Origin of the sequence: Microbulbifer sp. CAU 1566 (assembly GCF_023156515.1) — a bacterium.
In the GTDB taxonomy this organism is placed as follows: domain Bacteria; phylum Pseudomonadota; class Gammaproteobacteria; order Pseudomonadales; family Cellvibrionaceae; genus Microbulbifer.
The window spans coordinates 247,752-270,244 of the sequence record NZ_JALNMG010000006.1 but is presented as its reverse complement, the minus strand read 5'-3'; the positions used below and the strand labels follow the sequence as shown (position 1 = coordinate 270,244).

General features: G+C 58.8%; 18 protein-coding genes and 5 tRNA genes. 1 reads left to right on the top strand and 22 read right to left on the bottom strand.

Features of this window, described 5'->3' with window-relative positions; translation table 11 throughout:
• Nucleotides 1-69: 69 nt before the first annotated feature.
• The 20 genes from rpoB to M0G74_RS15565 all read right to left on the bottom strand — a co-directional run bounded on the left by rpoB (nt 70) and on the right by M0G74_RS15565 (nt 17,902).
• A complete protein-coding gene (rpoB, locus tag M0G74_RS15660; protein ID WP_160154563.1) occupies nt 70-4,143 on the bottom strand; it encodes a DNA-directed RNA polymerase subunit beta in 4,074 nt (1,357 codons plus the stop codon).
• Between the two features lie 284 nt (nt 4,144-4,427).
• Entirely contained in the window at nt 4,428-4,796 is a 369-nt protein-coding gene (rplL, locus tag M0G74_RS15655; RefSeq protein ID WP_160154564.1) for a 50S ribosomal protein L7/L12, read from the bottom strand.
• An 86-nt stretch (nt 4,797-4,882) separates the two neighbouring features.
• Nucleotides 4,883-5,377, bottom strand: a complete 495-nt coding sequence (gene rplJ / locus M0G74_RS15650; RefSeq protein WP_160154565.1) for a 50S ribosomal protein L10 — start codon at nt 5,375-5,377, stop codon at nt 4,883-4,885.
• 316 nt (nt 5,378-5,693) lie between these two features.
• Entirely contained in the window at nt 5,694-6,392 is a 699-nt protein-coding gene (gene rplA / locus M0G74_RS15645; RefSeq protein ID WP_248219394.1) for a 50S ribosomal protein L1, read from the bottom strand.
• Nucleotides 6,393-6,824, bottom strand: coding sequence for a 50S ribosomal protein L11 (gene rplK / locus M0G74_RS15640; RefSeq protein ID WP_160154567.1), 432 nt, complete (start codon nt 6,822-6,824; stop codon nt 6,393-6,395).
• 176 nt (nt 6,825-7,000) lie between these two features.
• Nucleotides 7,001-7,534: a transcription termination/antitermination protein NusG gene (nusG, locus tag M0G74_RS15635; RefSeq protein WP_224871603.1), complete on the bottom strand. Its 534-nt coding sequence runs from the start codon at nt 7,532-7,534 to the stop codon at nt 7,001-7,003.
• Nucleotides 7,535-7,544: 10 nt separating this feature from the next.
• Nucleotides 7,545-7,913: a preprotein translocase subunit SecE gene (secE, locus tag M0G74_RS15630; protein ID WP_160154568.1), complete on the bottom strand. Its 369-nt coding sequence runs from the start codon at nt 7,911-7,913 to the stop codon at nt 7,545-7,547.
• A gap of 116 nt (nt 7,914-8,029) precedes the next feature.
• Nucleotides 8,030-8,105 (bottom strand) — tRNA-Trp (locus M0G74_RS15625).
• Between the two features lie 123 nt (nt 8,106-8,228).
• A complete protein-coding gene (gene tuf / locus M0G74_RS15620) occupies nt 8,229-9,452 on the bottom strand; it encodes an elongation factor Tu (protein ID WP_160154560.1) in 1,224 nt (407 codons plus the stop codon).
• Nucleotides 9,453-9,620: 168 nt separating this feature from the next.
• Nucleotides 9,621-9,695 (bottom strand) — tRNA-Thr (locus tag M0G74_RS15615).
• A gap of 131 nt (nt 9,696-9,826) precedes the next feature.
• Nucleotides 9,827-9,900: transfer RNA gene (locus M0G74_RS15610), tRNA-Gly, on the bottom strand.
• 81 nt (nt 9,901-9,981) lie between these two features.
• A tRNA-Tyr gene (locus M0G74_RS15605) sits at nt 9,982-10,065 on the bottom strand.
• Nucleotides 10,066-10,176: 111 nt separating this feature from the next.
• Nucleotides 10,177-10,252, bottom strand: a tRNA-Thr gene (locus M0G74_RS15600).
• 202 nt (nt 10,253-10,454) lie between these two features.
• Nucleotides 10,455-11,195 (bottom strand): SPOR domain-containing protein, encoded by a 741-nt coding sequence (locus M0G74_RS15595; protein ID WP_248219389.1) that lies wholly within the window; start codon nt 11,193-11,195, stop codon nt 10,455-10,457.
• 148 nt (nt 11,196-11,343) lie between these two features.
• On the bottom strand, nt 11,344-12,135 hold the full coding sequence (locus M0G74_RS15590) for a type III pantothenate kinase (protein WP_248219386.1): 792 nt from the start codon (nt 12,133-12,135) through the stop codon (nt 11,344-11,346).
• Nucleotides 12,132-13,205, bottom strand: coding sequence for a bifunctional biotin--[acetyl-CoA-carboxylase] ligase/biotin operon repressor BirA (gene birA / locus M0G74_RS15585; protein WP_248219383.1), 1,074 nt, complete (start codon nt 13,203-13,205; stop codon nt 12,132-12,134). Before birA ends, M0G74_RS15590 begins: the two co-directional genes overlap by 4 nt.
• Before the next feature lie 72 nt (nt 13,206-13,277).
• Nucleotides 13,278-14,399, bottom strand: coding sequence for an alanine racemase (gene alr / locus M0G74_RS15580; protein ID WP_248219380.1), 1,122 nt, complete (start codon nt 14,397-14,399; stop codon nt 13,278-13,280).
• 37 nt (nt 14,400-14,436) lie between these two features.
• Nucleotides 14,437-15,639 carry an ABC transporter permease gene (locus tag M0G74_RS15575; protein ID WP_248219376.1) on the bottom strand — a complete coding sequence of 401 codons (1,203 nt, stop codon included), beginning with the start codon at nt 15,637-15,639 and terminating at the stop codon, nt 14,437-14,439.
• Complete coding sequence (locus M0G74_RS15570; protein WP_248219373.1) at nt 15,636-16,385, bottom strand: ATP-binding cassette domain-containing protein; 750 nt, start codon at nt 16,383-16,385, stop codon at nt 15,636-15,638. The genes M0G74_RS15575 and M0G74_RS15570 overlap by 4 nt, the downstream gene beginning before the upstream one ends.
• Nucleotides 16,382-17,902 (bottom strand): alpha/beta fold hydrolase, encoded by a 1,521-nt coding sequence (locus M0G74_RS15565; protein ID WP_248219372.1) that lies wholly within the window; start codon nt 17,900-17,902, stop codon nt 16,382-16,384. Before M0G74_RS15565 ends, M0G74_RS15570 begins: the two co-directional genes overlap by 4 nt.
• Nucleotides 17,903-18,255: 353 nt before the next feature.
• On the opposite strand from M0G74_RS15565, the gene M0G74_RS15560 reads away from it, so the two are divergent.
• Nucleotides 18,256-19,212: a hypothetical protein gene (locus tag M0G74_RS15560; protein ID WP_160154575.1), complete on the top strand. Its 957-nt coding sequence runs from the start codon at nt 18,256-18,258 to the stop codon at nt 19,210-19,212.
• A 351-nt stretch (nt 19,213-19,563) separates the two neighbouring features.
• Here the strand turns inward: M0G74_RS15560 and M0G74_RS15555 are convergent, their stop codons facing one another.
• Nucleotides 19,564-20,478 (bottom strand): aldo/keto reductase, encoded by a 915-nt coding sequence (locus M0G74_RS15555; protein ID WP_248219369.1) that lies wholly within the window; start codon nt 20,476-20,478, stop codon nt 19,564-19,566.
• Between the two features lie 80 nt (nt 20,479-20,558).
• Complete coding sequence (locus tag M0G74_RS15550; RefSeq protein WP_248219366.1) at nt 20,559-22,493, bottom strand: phytase; 1,935 nt, start codon at nt 22,491-22,493, stop codon at nt 20,559-20,561.

Here is a 22,493-nt window from a genome sequence, read left to right as displayed (position 1 = left end):
AGTGCCGGTGGTGGTGATTCGCAATCGCCGCCACCGGCCTCTGTCTACTAAATCCGATTGATACCAGTGTTACTCGTTTTCCAGCTCGAAGTTCATACCCAGCGAGCGGATTTCCTTAACCAGTACGTTGAAGGATTCGGGCATGCCCGGCTCCATGCGGTGGTCGCCATCCACGATGTTTTTATACATCTTGGTACGACCTTCAACGTCATCGGATTTGACCGTGAGCATTTCCTGCAGGGTGTAGGCGGCACCGTATGCTTCCAGTGCCCACACCTCCATCTCACCGAATCGCTGACCACCGAACTGCGCCTTACCACCCAGCGGCTGCTGGGTAACCAGGCTGTAGGAACCGGTAGAACGCGCGTGCATCTTGTCGTCTACCAGGTGGTTCAGCTTCAGCATGTACATATAGCCCACGGTGACCGGACGCTCGAAAGAGTCACCAGTACGGCCGTCGAACAGGGTGATCTGACCGGAATCCGGGATGTCCGCCAGACGCAGCAGTTTCTTGATTTCAGGCTCTGCCGCACCGTCGAATACCGGAGTCGCCATCGGCACACCGCGACGCAGGTTTTCGGCCATGGCCAGAACTTCCTGGTCCGTCAGCTCATTCAGGTCTTCAACACGGCCACCGGTGGAGTTGTACACCTCTTCCAGGAAGCCGCGTACCTTCTCCGCTTCCTGCTTTTCTTTGACCATGCGATCGATCTTCACGCCGAGACCTTTCGCCGCCATACCCAGGTGCATTTCCAGTACCTGACCGACGTTCATACGAGACGGTACACCCAGCGGGTTCAGAACCACGTCCACCGGCTCACCGTTTTCGTCGTACGGCATGTCTTCCACCGGCTTGATCACGGAGATAACACCTTTGTTACCGTGACGGCCGGCCATCTTGTCACCGGGCTGGATGCGACGTTTGATCGCCAGGTACACCTTGACGATTTTCAGTACGCCCGGTGCCAGGTCGTCGCCGGATTCCAGCTTTTTCTTCTTGTCTTCGAACTGCTCGTCCAGCAGCTTGCGACGCTCTTTCAGCTGGGCTTCGGCTTTTTCCAACTGCTCGTTCAGGCTCTCTTCGGCCATGCGCAGCTTGAACCAGTCTTCGCGCGGCAGCGCGGACAGGGTTTCAGCATTCAGCACGTCACCTTTCTTGACGCCCTTGCCACCGGCCACTGCCTGACCTTCCAGTGCCGCGGCCAGACGCTCGAAGGTCGCACCTTCAACGATGCGGTACTCTTCGTTCAGGTCCTTGCGCACTTCGTCCAGCTGGGCTTTTTCGATCGCCAGGGAACGCTGGTCTTTCTGCAGACCGTCGCGGGTGAAGACCTGGACGTCGATCACGGTACCGCGGGTGCCGGAAGGCGCGCGCAGTGAGGTGTCTTTAACGTCGGAGGCCTTCTCACCGAAGATCGCACGCAGCAGTTTTTCTTCCGGAGTCAGCTGGGCTTCACCTTTCGGGGTGACCTTACCGACCAGAATGTCGCCAGCGCCCACTTCCGCACCGATGTACACGATGCCGGACTCGTCCAGCTTGTTCAGCGCAGACTCGCCCACGTTGGGGATATCCGCGGTGATTTCCTCACTGCCCAGCTTGGTGTCACGGGCAATACAGGTCAGTTCCTGGATGTGGATGGTGGTGAAGCGGTCTTCCTGTACCACGCGCTCGGATACGAGGATGGAGTCCTCGAAGTTGTAGCCGTTCCAGGGCATGAACGCGATGCGCATGTTCTGGCCCAGTGCCAGCTCACCCAGGTCAACGGACGGGCCGTCGGCCAGGATATCGCCACGCTCAACCACGTCACCGGTCTTCACGATCGGGCGCTGGTTGATACAGGTGTTCTGGTTGGAACGGGTGTACTTGGTCAGACCGTACAGATCCACACCCGCATCACCGGCTTCTACTTCATCGTCCGCTACGCGAACAACAACACGGCTGGCGTCAACACGCTCGATCACACCGCCGCGCTTCGCTACCACACACACGCCGGAGTCGCGCGCTACGGTGCGCTCCATGCCGGTACCTACCAGCGGCTTTTCAGCACGCAGGGTGGGAACCGCCTGACGCTGCATGTTCGATCCCATCAATGCGCGGTTGGCGTCATCGTGTTCCAGGAACGGAATCATCGCCGCAGCAACGGATACCACCTGACGGGCGGACACGTCCATGTACTGGATTTCGTCCGGGGTCTTCAGGGTAAATTCGTACTGGTAACGCACGCTGACCAGGTCATCGGTAAAGCGACCGTTCTCGTCCACCGCAGCGGAAGCCTGAGCAACTACGTAGTTGGCTTCGTTGATCGCAGACAGGTATTCGATCTGGTCGGTCACCTGGCCGTCGACAACCTTGCGGTACGGGCTTTCCAGGAAGCCGTAGTGGTTGGCGCGGGCATAGGTGGCCAGGGAGTTGATCAGACCAATGTTCGGACCTTCCGGCGTTTCAATCGGACACACGCGGCCGTAGTGGGTCGGGTGCACGTCGCGCACCTCGAAGCCCGCGCGCTCGCGGGTCAGACCACCCGGGCCAAGAGCCGATACACGGCGCTTGTGGGTAACTTCTGACAGCGGGTTGTTCTGGTCCATAAACTGGGACAGCTGGGAAGAGCCAAAGAACTCTTTTACCGCAGCGGCCACCGGCTTGGCGTTGATCAGATCCTGCGGCATCAGGCCTTCGGATTCCGCCATGGACAGACGCTCTTTCACCGCGCGCTCTACACGCACGAGACCCACGCGGAACTGGTTTTCGGCCATTTCGCCCACGGAACGTACGCGACGGTTACCCAGGTGGTCGATATCGTCGACCATACCGCGACCGTTGCGGATTTCGATCAGGGTTTTCAGAACATCGACGATGTCGTCTTTGCTCAGGGTGCCTTCACCGGTTTCGTCTTCGCGACTCAGACGGCGGTTGAACTTCATACGACCAACCGCAGACAGGTCGTAACGCTCGTCAGAGAAGAACAGGTTCTCGAACAGGGATTCCGCAGATTCCTTGGTGGGCGGCTCGCCCGGGCGCATCATGCGGTAGATTTCTACCAGCGCTTCCAGCTGGGTGCGGGAAGGATCAGCGCGCAGGGTGTCGGAAACGAACGGACCGCAGTCGAGGTCGTTGGTGTACAGGGTCTCGATGTCTTTGACATTCATGACCTTGAGCTTGGCAACCACTTCATCAGTGATTTCGCTATTCGCCTCTACCGCCACTTCACCGGTGGACTCATCGATGATGTCCTGGGCCAGAACACGGCCGTTCAGGTAGGTCAGCGGTGCTTCCAGGGTTTCCACACCAGCCTTTTCCAGCTGACGGATGTGGCGCGGGGTAATACGACGCCCCTCTTCCACGATCACTTTGCCCTTGCCGTCCTTGATGTCGAAGGAGGCAACATCACCGCGCAGGCGCGACGGGATCAGCTCCAGGCTGACAGTGTCGTCATTCAGGGTGAACTTGCTGGTGTCGAAGAACATTTCCAGCATTTCCTGGGAGCTGTATCCCAGGGCGCGCAGCAGAATAGTCGCCGGCAATTTACGACGACGGTCGATACGCACGTAGACCAGATCTTTCGGGTCGAATTCGAAATCGAGCCAGGAACCGCGGTAAGGAATTACCCGCGCGGCGTACAGCAGCTTACCGGAAGAGTGGGTCTTGCCCTTGTCGTGATCGAAGAATACACCCGGGGAGCGGTGCAGCTGGGATACGATTACACGCTCGGTACCGTTAATAACGAAGGTACCGTTTTCGGTCATGAGCGGAATTTCGCCCATGTACACTTCCTGCTCTTTAATGTCCTTGATGGACTTATTCGCAGATTCTTTATCGTAAATGATCAGGCGTACACGCACACGCAGCGGGCAAGCGTAAGTCACGCCACGCAGGGTACATTCCTTCACATCAAATGCCGGCTTGCCGAGGGTATAGCTCACATATTCGAGCGCGGCGTTACCGGAATAGCTAACAATTGGAAATACAGACTTGAACGCCGCCTGCAGACCGATATCCAGGCGCTCGTCTGGGCGCGTGTCGGCCTGAGTAAATTTGCGATACGAGTCCAGCTGTATCGCAAGCAGGAAAGGTACGTCCATGACCTTAGGCAATTTGCCAAAATCCTTGCGGATACGTTTTTTCTCAGTGTATGAGTAAGCCATTCATATTCCCCAGCTTGATCAATGACAAGACTTCAGTAGAGATGCGGTCAGATTTCTGACAGTACGCAACCCGTCCGGGCGGGAAGTCTCTGCACAATGCACTACGCTTTTAACAGGCGGTTAAAAACCATACTGCCCTGTGCGCAAACTTCACGATTTGGACCGTTTTTCAGCATTCAAAAGCCCGATGCTGCAAACGGCAAAAAGGCCGGCGGACAAAAGTCCACCAGCCTTTCCGCCAGCCCCGCGAATTGCGGTTGCTGGCGGTGATGTGTAAAACCGAATTACTTCAGTTCTACGGTAGCGCCAGCTTCTTCCAGCTCTTTTTTGGCTGCTTCAGCGTCGTCTTTGGACAGAGCTTCTTTAACGGTGCTCGGAGCGCCGTCAACCAGAGCTTTCGCTTCTTTCAGACCCAGACCAGTGATGCTGCGAACCGCTTTGATCACGTTCACTTTCTTGTCGCCAGCGGAAGCCAGAACGAGGTCGAAAGAGTCTTTCTCTTCAGCTGCAGCTTCGCCGCCAGCCGGGCCAGCCATAACTGCAGCAGCTGCGGTTACGCCGAACTTCTCTTCCATAGCTTCGATCAGCTCAACAACGTCCTTAACAGACATTTCAGCGATCGCATTGATGATATCTTCTTTAGTCAGAGACATGAGTTAGTACCTGATTTCGTGTGAGCAGGAAACTGCTCGTATATTCATTAAAAAGTGAAAACTGCCGCTTCGCGTTTGCGAAACCCTTATGCAGCTTCCTGCTCTTTTTGGTCGCGAACGGCCGCAATAGTGCGAACCAGTTTGCCAGCAGAGGCTTCTTTCATGCAGCTCATCAGCTTCGCGATTGCTTCATCGTAAGTCGGCAGGCTTGCCAACAAAGCGATGTCAGTCGCTACGCCTTCGAAGGCGGCACCTTTCAGTTCCAGCTTGTCGTTGCCCTTGGCGAACTCTTTCAGGATGCGCGCGCCGGCACCCGGATGTTCGTTGGAAAAGGCAATGATGCTGGGACCGACGAATTTCTCGATGAGACATTCGAATTCGGTACCGGCCAGAGCGCGACGCGCCAGAGTATTGCGGACGACTTTCAACCAAACGCCGTTCTCGCGAGCCTCTTTGCGCAGGGCAGTCATGTCATTCACGGTTACGCCACGGGAATCCGCAACGACCGCAGACAGAGCACCCTCAGCAGCCTGCTGGACTTCCGCGACAATCGCTTTCTTGTCTACGAGTCCAATAGCCATAGTGTCACTCCTGGATTTGAAAAAAGATCGGGACATCATGACCCCGATCCGTTCCGGTGCTTAAAGCTCAAATCCAGTAAAAATACTGGTTTGGGCACACCGTCTGCGTAGGCTCGCTCTCCTCGGTTTAACACCGAATGACCAACCTGGCCGGAGAGTGGATTAAGCAGCGCGCATTTAAACCTCAAATACTCGCCACACCTACGGTCTTTGACGACCCGCCACCCCGCCTGGAATAAAACCCAGGTAAAGTGGCGAACCCCAAAGTTCTTTTTACTGAACGCTATTAACCTTCAGAGAATTCAATTCTCGGAAATTATTTAACGTCCAGAGTAGCCTGGTCGATGGTCAGACCCGGGCCCATGGTAGTGCTCAGGGTGATCTTCTTCAGATACACGCCCTTCGCGGAAGCCGGCTTGACCTTTTTCAGGTCAGCTACCAGTGCTTCCAGGTTTTCTTTCAGTGCATTGGCGTCAAAGCCAACTTTGCCGATACCGCCGTGAATGATGCCGCCTTTGTCAGCGCGGAAACGCACCTGACCAGCCTTGGCATTCTTAACCGCAGTCGCAACGTCCGGGGTTACGGTGCCGGTCTTCGGGTTCGGCATCAGGCCGCGCGGGCCGAGGATCTGACCCAGCTGACCAACAACGCGCATAGCATCCGGAGAAGCTACAACCACGTCGAAATCCATCTTGCCCGCTTTTACTTCAGCGGCCAGCTCATCCATACCTACCAGGTCGGCACCAGCTTCTTTAGCAGCGTCGGCGTTGGCACCCTGGGTGAACACGGCAACACGAACGGTTTTACCAGTACCGTGCGGCAGAGTAGTGGCACCACGAACAGCCTGGTCGGACTTACGCGGATCAATGCCGAGGTTGATGGAGGCATCAACAGTCTCTGCGAACTTCACGTTGGAGAATTCTTTCAGCAGCGCTACAGCTTCGTCGAAACCGTATGCTTTACCCGCTTCCAGTTTTTCAGCGATTGCGCGCTGACGTTTGGTCAATTTAGCCACTTACAGACCCTCCACTTCGATACCGGCACTGCGCGCAGAACCCGCGATGGTGCGCACCGCTGCGTCCATATCGGAAGCAGTCAGGTCAGCTTTTTTCATTTCCACGATCTCTTCGATCTGAGCGCGGGTCACTTTACCAACTTTGTCGGTATTCGGACGGCCGGAACCGCTCTTGATCTTGGCAGCCTTGCGCAGCAGTACAGCGGCGGGCGGCGACTTCATGATGAAGGTGAAGGAGCGATCGCTGTATACAGAGATCACTACTGGTACCGGCAGGCCCGGCTCCAGATTCTGGGTCTGTGCGTTGAACGCTTTACAGAACTCCATGATGTTCACACCGTGCTGACCCAGTGCAGGACCAACGGGGGGGCTCGGGTTGGCCTGGCCGGCCTTCACTTGCAGCTTGATGTAAGCTTCTATTTTCTTAGCCATTACAGCTTCCTCTTTAACTGGGTATTAGCGCCTGCGCTGTACACTCATACAAACGTGCAACGCTCAGCTCCCCTGCTTTGTCCCGCCTCGCCGAGCAAAAGCCCAACAGGGTTTTCAGGGACGCGAAAGCCCTCTTCCGCCGAAACGAAAGAGGGCCGAATCCTTCCAGCTCGAAATCAGCTCTTTTCTACCTGACCGAATTCCAGCTCTACCGGAGTGGAGCGACCGAAGATCAACACCGCCACCCGCAGGCGACTCTTCTCGTAGTTGACCTCTTCGACCACACCGTTGAAATCATTAAACGGACCGTCGATGACACGCACCATCTCACCCGGCTCGAACAGCGTCTTGGGCTTGGGCTTGTCAACAGAGTCATCGATGCGATTCAGGATTGCCTGAGCTTCGCGATCGGTAATCGGCGCAGGCTTGTCCGCCTTACCACCAATAAAGCCCAGCACGCGCGGCGTTTCTTTCACCAGGTGCCAGGTATCATCATTCAGTTCCATTTCCACCAGCACATAGCCAGGGAAAAACTTGCGCTCGCTTTTACGCTTCTGGCCGGCACGCATTTCCACCACTTCCTCGGTGGGCACCAGAACCTCGCCAAAGAGGTGATCCATTTCGTGCAGCTCAATGCGCTCCTTCAGAGAAGTCTTCACACGCTTCTCATAGCCGGAGTAGGCCTGAACTACATACCAATGCTTTGCCATGGATTAACCTTTAGCCAATAATCTTGGAGGCGGCCCAACCGAGACCGGAGTCCAACGCCCACAGAATGACCGCCATCAGCAGCACAAACACCACCACGATCAGGGTGGTCTGAGTGGCCTCCTGGCGACTCGGCCAGACTACCCGACGCACTTCATTCTGAGCTTCGCGCAGCAGATTCCAGAAGGCATTACCTTTCTCGGTCTGCACCGCCACGGCAACAGCACCAAGGCAAAGCACAACGATTGCCAGCACACGATACAACAGGGGGATTTCGGCGTAGTAGGAGTTGCCCGCTACAGCGGCGCCAATCAGCAGCACCACCAGCAGCCACTTCAGGCCGTCAAGACGAAAGGTTTTCGCCTCTACTTTAGCGTTCATACAGAGAAGCCTTTAGTGCGCCAGATACTGCAAGGCGCCTTTATTGCCAACGACCGCAAAGAGCGACAGCAGTACAGGATAGCCTAAACTCAGGCTCCTTGCGGACATCTGAAATTTGGCAGGCCAGGAGGGACTCGAACCCCCAACAGCCGGTTTTGGAGACCGGTGCTCTACCAATTGAACTACTGGCCTGGAACACTTCCGGAAGCAAACTGCGTCACTACCGGAAAAAATGAGGGGCGGATCATACCATCCAACCCCACATTTGCAAGCGCGACCGTCAATTCATATTGACGACCGCACTCAATGCATCGATTACTCGATGATTTTGGCTACAACGCCAGCACCAACGGTACGGCCACCTTCGCGAATCGCGAAGCGCAGACCATCTTCCATGGCGATCGGAGCGATCAGGGTAACGGTCATTTGAACGTTATCGCCCGGCATTACCATCTCGGTACCTTCCGGCAGTTCACACGCACCAGTTACGTCGGTGGTACGGAAGTAGAACTGCGGACGGTAGCCCTTGAAGAACGGGGTGTGACGACCACCTTCGTCCTTGGACAGTACGTACACTTCCGCTTCGAACTTGGTGTGCGGAGTGATGGAACCCGGCTTCGCCAGTACCTGACCACGCTCTACTTCGTCACGCTTGGTGCCGCGCAGCAGGGCGCCGATGTTCTCACCAGCACGACCTTCGTCGAGCAGCTTGCGGAACATTTCAACACCAGTACAGGTAGTAGAGGTGGTTTCTTTGATACCAACGATCTGGATTTCGTCACCAGTACGAACGATACCACGCTCTACACGGCCGGTTACTACGGTACCGCGACCAGAGATGGAGAACACGTCTTCGATCGGCATCAGGAACGGCTGATCGATAGCACGCTCTGGCTCAGGGATGTAGGCGTCCAGGGTTTCTACCAGCTTCTTAACAGCGCTGGTGCCCATTTCGTCTGCATCTTCACCGTTCAGTGCCATCAGGGCAGAACCAGCGATGATCGGAGTGTCGTCACCCGGGAATTCGTATTGATCCAGCAGCTCGCGCAGCTCCATCTCTACCAGTTCCATCATCTCGGCGTATTCTTCAGAACCAGCGCCGCCGCAGTCTTCTGCCAGCAGGTCAGCTTTGTTCAGGAATACTACGATGTAAGGTACACCTACCTGACGGGACAGCAGGATGTGCTCACGGGTCTGCGGCATAGGGCCGTCAGTCGCGCCACATACCAGGATAGCGCCGTCCATCTGAGCAGCACCGGTGATCATGTTTTTAACGTAGTCGGCGTGGCCCGGGCAGTCTACGTGTGCGTAGTGGCGGGTCGGGGACTCGTATTCAACGTGAGAGGTGGCGATGGTGATACCGCGCTCACGCTCTTCCGGTGCATTGTCGATACCGTCGAAGGCAACGGCAGCGCCGCCCCATACTTCGGAACATACGCGGGTCAGCGCAGCAGTCAGGGTGGTTTTACCGTGGTCAACGTGACCGATGGTGCCCACGTTTACGTGGGGCTTGGAACGTTCAAACTTTTCTTTTCCCATTGCGGGCCTCCCAATATAAGCGTGAGCCGAACTAGCGACTTTACGTAAGAACAGCCCCCGCGCACCCCATGGGGCCTGCTCGGGAACCAATGCACCCGGGGACAGCGAAAGACACAAAACCCGGATACAAATAACCGCGGAGACACAAGTCACCGCGGTTACGAATAATGGAGCTCATGGGCGGATTTGAACCGCCGACCTCACCCTTACCAAGGGTGTGCTCTACCCCTGAGCTACATGAGCTTACTCCTGACCCGACAAACCTGCCGAGCCGCAAGCGGGGCCGCCTGCAATGCATCCGGCACAAACCGAATGACTTTTTGACAAAACCTTGCGATCCAAACTTTTGCCAACTAAGGCTCCACACAATCAAATGGAGCGGGCAGCGGGAATCGAACCCGCATCATCAGCTTGGAAGGCTGAGGTTCTACCATTGAACTATGCCCGCATACCGCGTGCGAAACCTTCAACAACAGAAGACCAAACAACCTCTTCTGCCTTCGATGCCAGCACATAGGCATCTGAATAATGGTGCAGGGGGGTGGATTCGAACCACCGAAGCTTGCGCGTCAGATTTACAGTCTGATCCCTTTGGCCACTCGGGAACCCCTGCTCGAAAGCGGTGCGTATTTTCTACAGCAACCATTTCGATGTCAACAATTTTTTCCTTTAATTTCACACACTTAACTGATTTTCTTCAGCAGCCTGCAAAACAGGAAAGAGATGGAGCTGGCGAGAGGAGTCGAACCCCCGACCGGCTGATTACAAGTCAGCTGCTCTACCAACTGAGCTACGCCAGCATCTCTGTTTGAACCCCTCTCAGAGCTCTTACCACTTCGGGTTTGTTGACACCCCCTGAAGTGGAGGCGGGATTCTAGGGGAAGTGATCCTGACAAGCAACAGGCTATTGTCGCTTTTCTTCACCTCGCCGCTGTCCCGGCAAAAATCCCTCCAAGCCGCGGCCCGGGAACCGCGCCCAAGCACGCCAAATTGTTCGCCAAACTACTCGTCACCAGCCTCGCGAATCTCGCTGCAAAGGTTCTGGCGCCGGTCGATTTCTGGATAGTCCAACTGCAACTGCTCCCAGAAAGCCTCAGCGATCTGTCCCTCTGCGTCACCATCCACCACCACCCATCGCTCGAGATAGGTCTGTGGCTCTTCCCGGTATTGCGCACGGAACCCGCGCTCTTTCAATTCTTCAGCCAATGCCTGGGCGCGCTCAACCTCGGAAAATATCCCGAATGAGATACCGTTTTCCAGCGACCCCTTGGGTATAACATAGCTGTCGATTCCCGCCGCCTGCAATTCACGCAACTTGCGAAATGCTTCCTGGGAGGAATTCAGCGGAGCGAGGTATACCCAGTATCGCATCTGCCCCTGCATCTCGATCTCGCGCAGGGCCGCCGTCACCTGGAGCGCCTGCAAACGCCTGGCTACATCCTCTCCCTGATAAGCCTCACCGAAGGGCCCCACCAGTGTGCACAGCGGCTCAGAAGGGCTCGCCGGCGTCGTGCGTGGCGAATCTACACCGCCGGAGACTACCGGCGGCTTGGCAGCATTGACTGTAGGCGCTTCCGGCTGCACCAGGCTGTCGGGGTCCGCTTCGTCCACCAGGGTGATACCCGCAGCGTCATCAGAGCCCGCAACAGATACGGTAACCGCTGAGGGAGACCGCTCAGCGGTAAGAAACCACCCCAGAAGCCCGAGATTGGCAACCACTAACAAGAGGAAAATCCAGCGCATATTATTCGATCAACAGGTTGTTACGATCACAGATAAACAAGGCGCGCATTTTAGCGGCTTGCCCAAGATTCCGGCATCTACTGGCGCACAGGATACGCCCGATGATTATTCAAACTCAGGTACAAACTCAGGTACAAGCTCAGGGATTTCAGCGGGGCCAGGGATTGGTCAGCGCCAATCCCTCCATCACCAGATCCTCAACCCACTCCCCCGAACGGTCACACAGCGACGCCACGAGAGCCCCATCCCCACCGGTGAACCACAGCCGCGGCACTCGCAAGCCCGTGACTGCACACTGGTGCGCAAGGCCATCGTAAGTGCGCTCAATGGCACCGAGCACCATCAGCAGCAGCCCCCGATTTACCGCGCTCTCGGTATCGCAGCCGGGCGCCAGTGACATACCCTCTTCATGGACTGCCGCCACTTTCACCGCATCCGTATCGCTGTACAGGGCACGGCGCATCAGGTTAATACCCGGGACTATGTAGCCTCCCAGGTGCTCCCCATCCCCGCCCAGCAGATCCAGCGTCACCGCACTGCCGCAGTCGACCACCAGTGCCGGTGATGGATGCCTCCGAAAAGCGGCCAGGACAGCCAGCCAGCGATCCACGCCGAGCCGTGAATACTCCGGATAAGCACAGCGAACGCCGCCACACTCGGCCGCCACCCGCGCAAACTCTACCTCCACACCCAGTGCGGCGTGCAGGCGACTGGCAATCCCACTCTCGACACGTGGCCCTGCCACATTGCCAATACGCACCCTGGCCGGCGGGCGCTCAGACCAGATTGCGGGCAGCTCTTCTGCATCCCACCAGTCTCCCGGAGCGAAAGCGCCGCGGGCGACAACTCCGGGCTGCTCGCGTTCCGCCGGCACTGAAATCAAGCGCCACTTGCAACGGGTATTCCCCTGATCCAGCTCAAGAATGGTACTGATACTCAAGTTTTGTCACCTGACCCTATCGGCTCTTGCCCCGCCCCCGGCCCAGGATTTTGCCCGGCAGCCCGCAACGAGACCTCACCACCGTGGAATACTTTTTGCTCGTCGTCCATTTCCAGTAACAGCGCGCCACTTGCGTCGACTCCACGGGCGATTCCACACCAGCGCTGCTGGGCAGACTGCACGCAAACATCAGCGCCGGCAAACTGGTCCAGCGCCAGCCACTCCTCACGCCAGTGCGCAAAACCGGCACCGGCATAGTCGGACAGCATTGGCAGTAGCTCATCCAGCAGGGCAGCGACCAGGGCATTGCGGGAAATGCCAGGACGCACCTCCGCCAGATCAATCCAGGGCTGGCCGATGGCCTCTGCAGCCGCTGCCGGCAAATGCATGTTCAGCCCTATTCCCACCACTACCGCGCAACGATCGGTGAGGTCGCCACTCAACTCCAGCAATACGCCGGCGAGCTTACGCCCCCGACACCAGACGTCATTCGGCCATTTCAGGCGCAGGTCCGGCACATCGAATTTCGCCAGTGCTCGCACCAGCGCCACCCCCACCGCAAGACTCAATCCCTCCAGCAACTGAACGCCGCCGCTGAACTGCCACCCGATGGAAATACTGATACCCGAAGCAAAAGGGCTTTCCCAGCTGCGGCCGCGCCGACCGCGCCCGGCAGTCTGCTGCTCCGCCAGCATCACCAGGCCGTGCCCGCTACCGGCATCCAGCGCACTCAGCAGACGTGCATTGGTGGAATCCACCTGATCGAAAATCTGTATCTGCGACAACAATGCGCCAGTATCCCCGGCAAGGTAGCGTCGAATATCGCTCTCCGCCAGCAAGTCCAGTCCACCGGGCAAGCGGTAGCCGCGCCCTTTTACGGACTCGACCTGCAGCCCCAGCGGTTCCAGTTTTTGCAGCTGTTTCCAGACGGCCGCCCGACTCACCCCCAGTGCTTCACCGAGGGATTCACCGGAATGGACTTCGCCATCCGCCAGCAGATTCAGCAGCGGGCGCAAAGGTTCGACGGTGCCAGTGACAGGGTTGACGGGATTACGCGGGACCAAATTCATTTCTCCGGAAGTTGGCATCAAATCGAAATACGTGTGTGACTGCGCTAAAAGTCAGCGATCAGGGGCCGGAACTCAGAGATAGCGGCGACAGTAGCGTCGCCCCAGGGCGGTGAGAATTTCGTAACCAATGGTTCCCGCGGCCGCGCCCATATCATCGACACCCAGCTCAGGCCCGAGAACCTCAATGGCCCCCAGCTGACCACGCTGGGAGGGGCTGAGCGCGGAAATATCAAACACTGTGGTATCCATGGAAACGCGCCCCAAAATGGGCACCCGAATTTTCTCTCCGCCGACCACCGCCATGCCGTGTCCACAACCGCTCAGGGAGCGCAGCATGCCATCTGCATAGCCGCCCCTCACCACAGCCAGCCAGCTGCCGGCTGCCACCGACTGGGTTGCACCGTAGCCGACCCAGCTATCGCCATCGACCTGCCGCAGCTGCAGCACCGGCAGACGCAGGTTAACAACCGCAGACATGGAATTTTTTGTTCCCGGCTCCGGGTTCACGCCGTAGAGCGAGCAGCCGGGGCGCACCAGATCGAAATGGTAGGCGTCTCCGAGACAAATACCCGCGGAGTTGGCCAGGCTGGCCTCCACTTGCGGGCACAGCTTGCGCAACCGGGAAACTGCGTCGTCGAAAAACGCCAGTTGCGCCGCATTCTGCGGGTGCCCGGGTTCATCGGCGCAGGCGAGGTGGCTGAGAACCAGTTGCAGGTTGACCTGTTGCAACAGCGCCGGCGTCTGAAGCAGTTGGTTAAACTCTGCCGCTCCCATTCCCAGACGGGTCATGCCGGAGTCCAGCTTGAGTGCACAGGGCGCCGCCGCCATTCCGGTTCCGGCGACATCGCGCCAGGCGCGCAGCTGAGCCACGCTCACCAGCACCGGAACCAGGCGTGCGGCAACACAGCGCTGCTCAAAGCCCGGACGGACACCGGTCAGAATGAAAATGCGCGCATCATCCGCAACCAGTGCCCGCAGCGCCTCCCCTTCACGCAGGGTGGCAACGAAAAAGTCCCGACAACCCTCCTGGTACAAAACCGGGGCGACGCGCGCCATACCCAGTCCGTACGCATCGGCCTTGACCACAGCACCGCAGCGGCTGCGGGCGCTGAGCCGGCCACGCATCCGGGCATAATTCCCCGCGATGGCACCCAGATCAATACTCAAGACCCCTTCGCACTCGTCTTCAGTCATGGCCGCAGTCATCCCCAGAATTCAACGCTAATGCGGCTCACGCCGCAGACAACAGGCTTTCACGCTGCAAAGCACGCGCGCCAAAAGCAACAGCCGCCGCTACCAGTAAAAGGGTAACGGCGGAGCCCGCCAGCATCCAAAGCGGCGAAACCGCATCGCCTACCAGTAAACCTTTCAACCACTGTTGCTGGCCAATCATGGGCAACAACTGCCAGCTGTCCGCCAGTTTGACCTGCGCGATATCCAGTATCGTCAACAACATGACCGGCGCGATCTGGAAAATGCTCAGCTGGGTCTGGGCGTCCTTGAAGGACTGCGAGCGCAGTGCGAGCAGTATCTGCAGCACCGCCACCAGCAGTGCCAACGGCAACAGTAGCAGCCCCATGGTCACCACACTGCCCAGCGTTGTGGCCTGCTGGATACCGAATTCCGCCAGCGGCATCACCGGCATCAATGCGACCAGGGCACCAATGGCCAGAAGCGCCCCCAGCCAACCGAGGCTCGCGGCGGCGAGCATTTTTGCGGTCATAATCTGCCAGCCGGGAATCGGCTGCAGTAACAGGGTTTCAAGACTCAGGCGCTCGCGCTCACCAGCAGAACTGTCCACCGAGGTTGCCAGGCAGGCGATAAACAGCGTCATGATCAGCAGTCCAGGCACCGTGGCGAGTATCAGTGCGCCCCGGCTCGAAGGCGTACTGACGTCGCGGGTTTCCAGCTGCCAGGGCGCCAACAGCTGCGGTGCTACGCCCCGTGCAGACAACCGCTGGATGACCACCATCTGCTGCAGCTCCCCGAGGCGCTCCTGCAAGTCGCGCTGGGCGCGCCCGCTGCTGGTATCCGAGCTGTTGAGGTACAGGTACAGCCGCGGCGCGCGAAACTCCTGGTAACGACGGGCGAAATCTTCCGCGACCACCAGCACCAGATCGTAGTCGCCGGCCAGCAGGTCACGGGGCTCGCCGCTATCCAGCACCTCAATTTCCAGGTCGGGCGACTGCAGCTGCTGCTGGATCAAGGGCGCGCGCTCCGCTCCCAGCAGTGCCACCCGCGTGACTTCCTGGGTCTGCTTTTTGGCGATAAACACCATGCCCCCGGTCAGTGCCGCGGGAAACAACAGCGAAAAGCACACGGCCATCAGCAAGGCGCGTCGGTCACGCCAGGCTTCCAGCAGTTCCTTGCGCAACAGCGGTGCCATCCGCTTCCAGCCCTGCATCCATTGTTGCGCTAAATTGTTGCTACTCATGCGAGCTCTCCCTGTTCCGCTGCCGGGCGCTGCCCGTAGGCCAGCGCGACAAAACTGTCTTCCAGGTTGTCGCAGCCGGTCTCCGCGGCCAGCTCTTGCGGGGTGCCACTGCCGACGATCTGCCCCGCCGCCATAACCAGCACCCGGTCGGATAACTCGGCTACTTCCGGCATCACATGACTGGAAAAAAGAATGGTGGTGCCCGCCGCCCGCAGCCGCAGCAGCGTCTTGCGCAGCAGCCGCACCGCCAGTACATCGAGGCCACGTGTGGGCTCATCCAGAATCAGGTGCGGAGGACGATGTACCAGTGCCCGCGCCAGGGAGACTTTCATTCGCTCCCCCTGGGAGAAGCCCTTCATACGCCTGTCCCACAGTGCTTCCAGCTCCAGCTCCTCGCGCACAGCACTCAGCGCATCCGCCAGTTCTACGCCACCCAGCCCCTGCATCTGGGCAAAAGACGCCAGGTACTCGCGCACCGTCAGGCGCTCGTAGAGCCCCTCGCGATCCCCTACCACGCCCAGCTGCCGGCGCGCCGCCATGGGGTCCTGCGCGGGATCCGCATCCCCGACCAGTACCCGTCCGGAATCCGCCTTGAGCAGACCACAGATAATCCGCAGGCAACTGGTTTTGCCCGCGCCATTGGCACCAAGCAATGCGGTAATACGGCCATCGGGCACATCAAAGTTGAGGTTTTTCAGTACCGGGGTCGCACCGAACGACTTGCTGATGTTTTCAATCCGGATCATTTGTCCGCTACCTCCTGGTCGCCCTGCACCGGCATATCCCCGGTAGGTCCTTGCTCTTCGCCAGTATTCGTCGGGTGACGGTCAGCCGAGTCATCCGCCGCAAGAATGGATTCCGCTTCCGGCACCACCGGCTCGGGCATCAGAGCCGGGCCATAGGCACCAACCATAAACGGCGGACGATGAATGTCCTCCAGGCAGCTGCCATCCAGTTTTTCGCCCGGGTGTTCGAGAAACGTCAAAATCAGGTCGGGCATACAGCCCCGCGCGGAATTGATATGGCCTCCACCCTGTACCACAAGGTGCTGCCGATTCGGCAGATAGTCGAGCTGTTGCTCGGCATACAGTGGTGGGGTAATGGGGTCGGCGCTACCGGAAATCAGCAGCACCGGATGACCGCGCTCTTCGGGTTTGTCGTAGGGGCGCGCCGGTACCGGCCACACATCGCAGCCTTTCACAAAAGTGCGAATGAAGGCATCACCAACAAAAGAGCCAGCGGTGTCTGCGGCAATATCCGCAGCGCTAATCCGATTCATTTCCTCGGCACAGGCAACCGAGAAGGTAAGCCCCATTGACATGGCGCCTTCCATTTTTGCAAACAGGCCAAAAATGCCGGACAGCGGCGCATAGTTGCCGCGGCTCGCTTCGGTGATGGCAAAAGGCAGTTGCGCCGCAGAGGCCGGATCGTACAGCGCCGTGCGCAGGGCACCGGCCAGTACCCAGGCTTCCACGGGTTCCTCGGAAGGTCGGCCGGTCATGGGATCGGGAAAAGCACGCGCCTGCTCTTCACTCCAGTTCGCCAGCAGCACGTCGAGCTGGCGGCGCCAGTCCCCGAAGCCTGCGCATGCCGGGTCTTGGCTACAGGCAAGTTGCAACTCCTGCAGCGCCGCCTCCGCAGCGCCGGCCGCGAGAAATACCTTGGTGTCTATTGGCGCCACGCCATCGAGCACCAGACTCTGCAGGGAATCCGGATACCACTGCTGATACAGCAGCGCGGTGCGCGTGCCCCAGGAGCCTCCCCAGAGAGAAATCCGTGGGTGCCCCAGCGCCTTGCGCACGCTTTCCAGGTCCTCAACTGTCTGACGGCTGTTGATGGTCAGCGGGCGCTCACCAGCACCGGCATAGCACTCGGCCAAACGGCGGGAAAACTGATCCAGGTCTGACGGCACATCTTCCTTCAGGCCGCAGTCGAACGCATCGGAACGGCCACCGCCGCGGCGGTCGACCATCACAATATCCCGCCCCCGGTTCAGTTTGCGCAGGGAGTTCAGCAACCGCGCCAGATCACTGGCCGCCTGCCCCGGCCCCCCGGCCAGCAGATACAGCGGCTCTTGCTGGCCACTGTTCAGCGCCGGCGCCACCAGCACCGACAGCGCTACCTCACCGGTATCGTCCACCGGGATCTGGTAACAGCGCAGGGACTCTGCCCAGCCGTCGGCGTAGCAGGCTTCGCTTGCGGGAGCCTGCCAGGCTTGCGCGGCCTGGGAGCGGTCATCCGCACTTGCCGCGGAACCACACAAGGCGGTGACCAGTAGGGCCAGCCCTGAAAGAGACCTTAGAGACCTTACAGACTTTGCAGGCTTTGCAGACTTTGCAGACTGAAGAGATTTAGCAACCACTGCCGCTGCCCTGCCGGGCCGCCTGCCGCTCGCATGCGAGCTTTTGGGGGATAACGTCCTTGAATCCAACACAGCTTCCTTATTTTTCACCTTGTACTCACCTGACGGGATACGAAACTTGCCCAGTCTACCGGACTTTTTCCGCGCCCGCCCACGTCTTGCGGGCCCTGCGGGGAATATCCGTGGCGCCCTGCGGCGCACAGTGGTAAGGTTTGCGGTCGCTTGGTAATCGAATAATTTCTAGACACCGACCAATGAGCTTTTCAGATAGAGAAAAACAACTAGTAAGGGCAGCCTTTGCCTGGGGGCAGATCACTCAAAAAGAAGGCTATACCCTGTCTGATCTGGAAATCGAGAAGTCGGTGCTCTTCCGCCGCCTGCTGGCGGGCCGTCCTCCCCTCGCCTTCCCGCCCCCCCTGCGCCACGGCTTCCCCTGGTACGAGGTGATCGAGGGCCGCAGCGAGCATGTAGTCAACGCCTCTGAAGCTTCCCCAGAACACAGCATCATCGCCCCCGGCAGCAAGCCGGGTGATACCTGCATCCTGATCGATGGCGCTTTCTGGCGCGTGGCAGAAACCCTGCGCGAGCGTGAGGAATACCTGGTGGAATGGGGCGAGTACCCGATGCAGTGGCGACTGCAAAAGCACTGGGAGGTCAATTACGAGATGACCCAGCAGCTAAATAGTTTCCGCAAAGAAAACCCCGATGCGAATGTGAGTCTCACCAGCGGTAGCGGCCAGAAGGAATACAGTGAGTTCCGGGTGGACGACGACCAGACCGTATGGCTCTCCGAGTGGCACCTGACCCGTATTGGACTGCCGGGCTGGGTGTGGGTTGGACTGGAATCTGAAGCCGAACCTTCGGTGCACGACCTGGCGCCACTGTGCCAGGACCAGCTGGGCCCCCTGGTGCTGGGCGTTTCCGGTGCCGAACGCGGCCCGGGATGGCTACGCATCGAACAGGCCGGTGGCGATGCCCGCTACATCAAGCTGGGTGATGAGCTGGAATACAAAACCCTGATTGCCTCAGCGGTAACCGAATTTGACCGCTTGCTGCACAGCATTGCCGGCCATGACCTGGCCGTAATGGATCGTCGCAATGGCGAACTGCTGCGCTGCTACCGCGTGCCCATGCAACTCGCACCTCTGGAACAGTTTGATCTCGGAGATGTGAATTACGATCTGGTGCCAGAGAACGCCTACGCGGGATAGCCTACCGGCACGCGAGGTTATTTACTTCGAATCTCCTTTCGGTGGCGACGCTGTCACCGGGGAAAGTTTGCGGGACACGCCGTAAACCCATCCCTGGGGGCTCGGCTGCGGCCATCCAGGCCGCAGACGGTCCCGCAAACTTTCCCCGGCGACAACGTCTTCAATTCCACCTCTGCTACTTCGACCAACCAGCGCTTACGAAGTAAATAGCTTCAAATTGAAGCAAGGGTGGCGGGTGTTTGTTTTTGAAAGCGTCGGCGACAGGGATGTATTTACAGCGGTTTCAAAAACAAACACCCGGTGCCATTGCGCCACCGGGCTGTTTTGAAAGAACCACCACCGCCGCTCAAATCAGTCTACATCCCGCCCACGCCCAGCGCGCAGCAATTCAAACCACTCTTCCCGATCCAATTCCATTTCCAGAGCAGCGAGAGCCGCAACCAGTCGTTGCGGGTTTCCACTTCCCAATACCGGCACCATCTGTGAAGGGTGCTTCAGCAGCCAGCTCAGTGCCAGTTGCATGGTGCCACTCTCCTCATTCAATCCGCGGGTTTTACACAGTGCCTGCAAAGCGCTTCGTACGCGCGCGGAATCCGTATCCTCGCCGCTAAATAAACGCCCACCAGCAAATGGCGACCAGGCCATGGGAATGATCCGGTGCTGCTGGCAATGATCCAGCTGGCCGTCGAACAGGGGTTGGGAATGCAGCAGGGAAACTTCAACCTGGTTCGCCACCAGTGGCTGTGACAACCGCGACTGCAAAAGGTCTACCTGATGCGGTAGGAAGTTGGACACGCCGAGGTATTTTACCTTGCCTTCGGCCACCAGTTGCTCCAGTACGCCTGCCAGCGCATCCGCATCCATCAGCGGGTCCGGGCGGTGCAACAGCAACAGGTCCATCTGCTCGACACCCATATCCCGCAGGCTGGTTTCCACCGCACCGCGCACGTGTTCCGCACTGGTGTCGTAGTGATTGATACGCGCACCCGAGGCAGCGCCGGCGAGGCGAATACTGCACTTGCTGACAATTTCCATGCGCGCACGCAGTTCCGGCTTCAGCTTCAGTGCCTCGCCAAAAGACTGCTCGCAGCGGTAATCCCCGTAAATATCCGCCAGGTCAAAAGTGGTAACACCCAGGTCGAGCATCTGCTCAAACAGGCTCAGACGCTCGCGTGGAGAGTAGTTCCAGTCCGTCAGCCGCCACAGGCCAAAGGCGATACGGGAAAGGGAAAAATCGGAGAGGAGAGAGGATGGTACGCGCTGCATAAAAAATCCGCCGGATCGGGAAATGATTCCGGCGGATTTTCGCATATTGCCCGGGAGAGAAAACCCTCCCCGGGGTCGGCTTACTTCAGCTGCAAAGTCTCGGCGATGTCCGCCCAGGATACCAGCTTGAAGTTCTGCGTCTGGCTCGGCATGCGGTTGCGGCCGTCCTGTACCACCAGCAAGCCCTGCGGGTACTGGCTGCCGAACGATGCACTGGAAACTTCCAGGCCGTCGGTTTCCGAGCTGCCATCAAGATTTTTATCCAGGTTGATGTCCACCTTGAAGTGGCCCACAAACTGGCTGCCGTCGCGGCTGAATAGCGCATAGCTGTTATTACCCTGACTGGACACCACCAGGTAGCTCTTGTCGCCCGCGTGATAGAGGCCCATGCCTTCCACGTCCGCCGCCAGGCGCTCGCCATCTACCGGTGCGATCAGCTGCGGCTTGGCTTCTCCACTGAGGAAAGCAGCAATGTCCAGGCGCCAGATACCGCCGTCTTCTTCGCCGAAGAACAGCATCTGTTTTTCATCATCGACGACACAACCTTCCACCTGGCTCTCAACCTGGAGTGTGGCAACTTTTTCCAGACTCCAGTCCACATTGCCCGTGCCGGGGACTATCTGCAGTAACTGCACGGCGCCGTCTTTATCCGACACCCAGGTCATCAGGTCCGCGCCCTTGCGGTAAACACAGAGCCCGTAGGGATCGTCCATTTCCAGATTGCGCAGGCCCAGGTATTCCACTTCACCGGCAGCGCTGATACCGAACAGGCTGACACCGGGATCGGTGCGATTGGTGGCAGCGGCGATGGCAACAAATTTGCCGTGCTGCATCGGCCGCAGGTCCACGTTATTGACGCGACCCACCGCGAAGTGCTCCAGCAGCTTGCCGTTCAGGTCGTAGACGCTGAGACCACTTTTCTTGTCGGTCCCCAGAATCAGGCTGGCCGACGGGTTGACCGGGTTGACCCAGATTGCCGGGTCGTCGGCGGCATCGCCCCCGGATTGCACCGGTGCCGTCTGGCCACTGGCACGTACCCGCGGTATTTCCACTGGGCTACGGAAGGCCTGCATTTCCGCCACGGGTTCCGGTAGGGTCACGGCAAAGCGGTGCACCTGGTCACTTTCCTCTTCCAGCGCCAGTAATGCACCCTGCTGCACCGCCGCGGAAACCGGCTCAATATCTGCCAGTGCTTCGACAAACAGCGGGCCCTGGCCGGGTGCATTGATATTGAACGCCAGTACCTTCTCACCACCGGTAAGCCACAGGTTGCCACTGCTGCTGTCCAGCCACAGGCCGCCGAACTCGCCCGCCGGCAATTCGCTGGCGGCGACGAAAACTTCGCGCGCCTCGTCCATTTCCGCGTCCGCATTCAGGCTCCAGATTCCCAGGGGCGGCTGGGCTACCAGCAGCTTGCCACTGCGGTCGTCGACCACACAGGAGGAGACCTGTTCACCGAAGTACAGCGGACGCAGGCCGGTGAATTCCCACGCCTGTTCCCGGGGGTGCACCACATATTCGTGGCCCAGGCCATTTTCATCGATGGCAAACAGGTGGGTCCGCCCCGCCTGGCGGGAGAAGCACATGGCGACTTGCGGCGCTGTGGTGGCCATGGACGCCAGGTAGCGAATGCGCGGGCTGCCGTCTTCCACGTCCAGCAGGCGCAACTGCAATTCAGCGCCGTCTTCGTCGTAGACCGCGATCAACCAGCTGTCATCGGCCAGCTGTTGCAGCGCAAAGCGCTCGACGGTGCCGCCATCCAGTGCCAGTTTTTCTTCGCCCTCGCCAGTGACCAGCACCAGGCCGCGCTTTTCACTGGCCAGCAGCAGGTAATCCTTGCCACCAAGCGCCAGTGGTGCCAGCTGACTGGAAACCACATCCGTTAGAGCAAGTTGCTGCTGCGAGGTAATCCGCTTTGGTTCCGCGGCGGTTTTTTCAATCTGGGGGCCGCAGGCGCTTAACACACCGGCGGTGGCCAGAGCGGCTGCAACTTTATAAAAGGTTTTGAACGCCAT

What these genes read in the sequence shown, in the direction of transcription:
- rpoB (WP_160154563.1), bottom strand. Translation starts at nt 4,143, where the DNA reads ATGGCTTACTCATACACTGAGAAAAAACGTATCCGCAAGGATTTTGGC.
- rplL (WP_160154564.1), bottom strand. Translation starts at nt 4,796, where the DNA reads ATGTCTCTGACTAAAGAAGATATCATCAATGCGATCGCTGAAATGTCT.
- rplJ (WP_160154565.1), bottom strand. Translation starts at nt 5,377, where the DNA reads ATGGCTATTGGACTCGTAGACAAGAAAGCGATTGTCGCGGAAGTCCAG.
- rplK (WP_160154567.1), bottom strand. Translation starts at nt 6,824, where the DNA reads ATGGCTAAGAAAATAGAAGCTTACATCAAGCTGCAAGTGAAGGCCGGC.
- nusG (WP_224871603.1), bottom strand. Translation starts at nt 7,534, where the DNA reads ATGGCAAAGCATTGGTATGTAGTTCAGGCCTACTCCGGCTATGAGAAG.
- secE (WP_160154568.1), bottom strand. Translation starts at nt 7,913, where the DNA reads ATGAACGCTAAAGTAGAGGCGAAAACCTTTCGTCTTGACGGCCTGAAG.
- tuf (WP_160154560.1), bottom strand. Translation starts at nt 9,452, where the DNA reads ATGGGAAAAGAAAAGTTTGAACGTTCCAAGCCCCACGTAAACGTGGGC.
- M0G74_RS15595 (WP_248219389.1), bottom strand. Translation starts at nt 11,195, where the DNA reads ATGCGCTGGATTTTCCTCTTGTTAGTGGTTGCCAATCTCGGGCTTCTG.
- birA (WP_248219383.1), bottom strand. Translation starts at nt 13,205, where the DNA reads ATGAATTTGGTCCCGCGTAATCCCGTCAACCCTGTCACTGGCACCGTC.
- alr (WP_248219380.1), bottom strand. Translation starts at nt 14,399, where the DNA reads ATGACTGAAGACGAGTGCGAAGGGGTCTTGAGTATTGATCTGGGTGCC.
- M0G74_RS15575 (WP_248219376.1), bottom strand. Translation starts at nt 15,639, where the DNA reads ATGAGTAGCAACAATTTAGCGCAACAATGGATGCAGGGCTGGAAGCGG.
- M0G74_RS15570 (WP_248219373.1), bottom strand. Translation starts at nt 16,385, where the DNA reads ATGATCCGGATTGAAAACATCAGCAAGTCGTTCGGTGCGACCCCGGTA.
- M0G74_RS15560 (WP_160154575.1), top strand. Translation starts at nt 18,256, where the DNA reads ATGAGCTTTTCAGATAGAGAAAAACAACTAGTAAGGGCAGCCTTTGCC.
- M0G74_RS15555 (WP_248219369.1), bottom strand. Translation starts at nt 20,478, where the DNA reads ATGCAGCGCGTACCATCCTCTCTCCTCTCCGATTTTTCCCTTTCCCGT.
- M0G74_RS15550 (WP_248219366.1), bottom strand. Translation starts at nt 22,493, where the DNA reads ATGGCGTTCAAAACCTTTTATAAAGTTGCAGCCGCTCTGGCCACCGCC.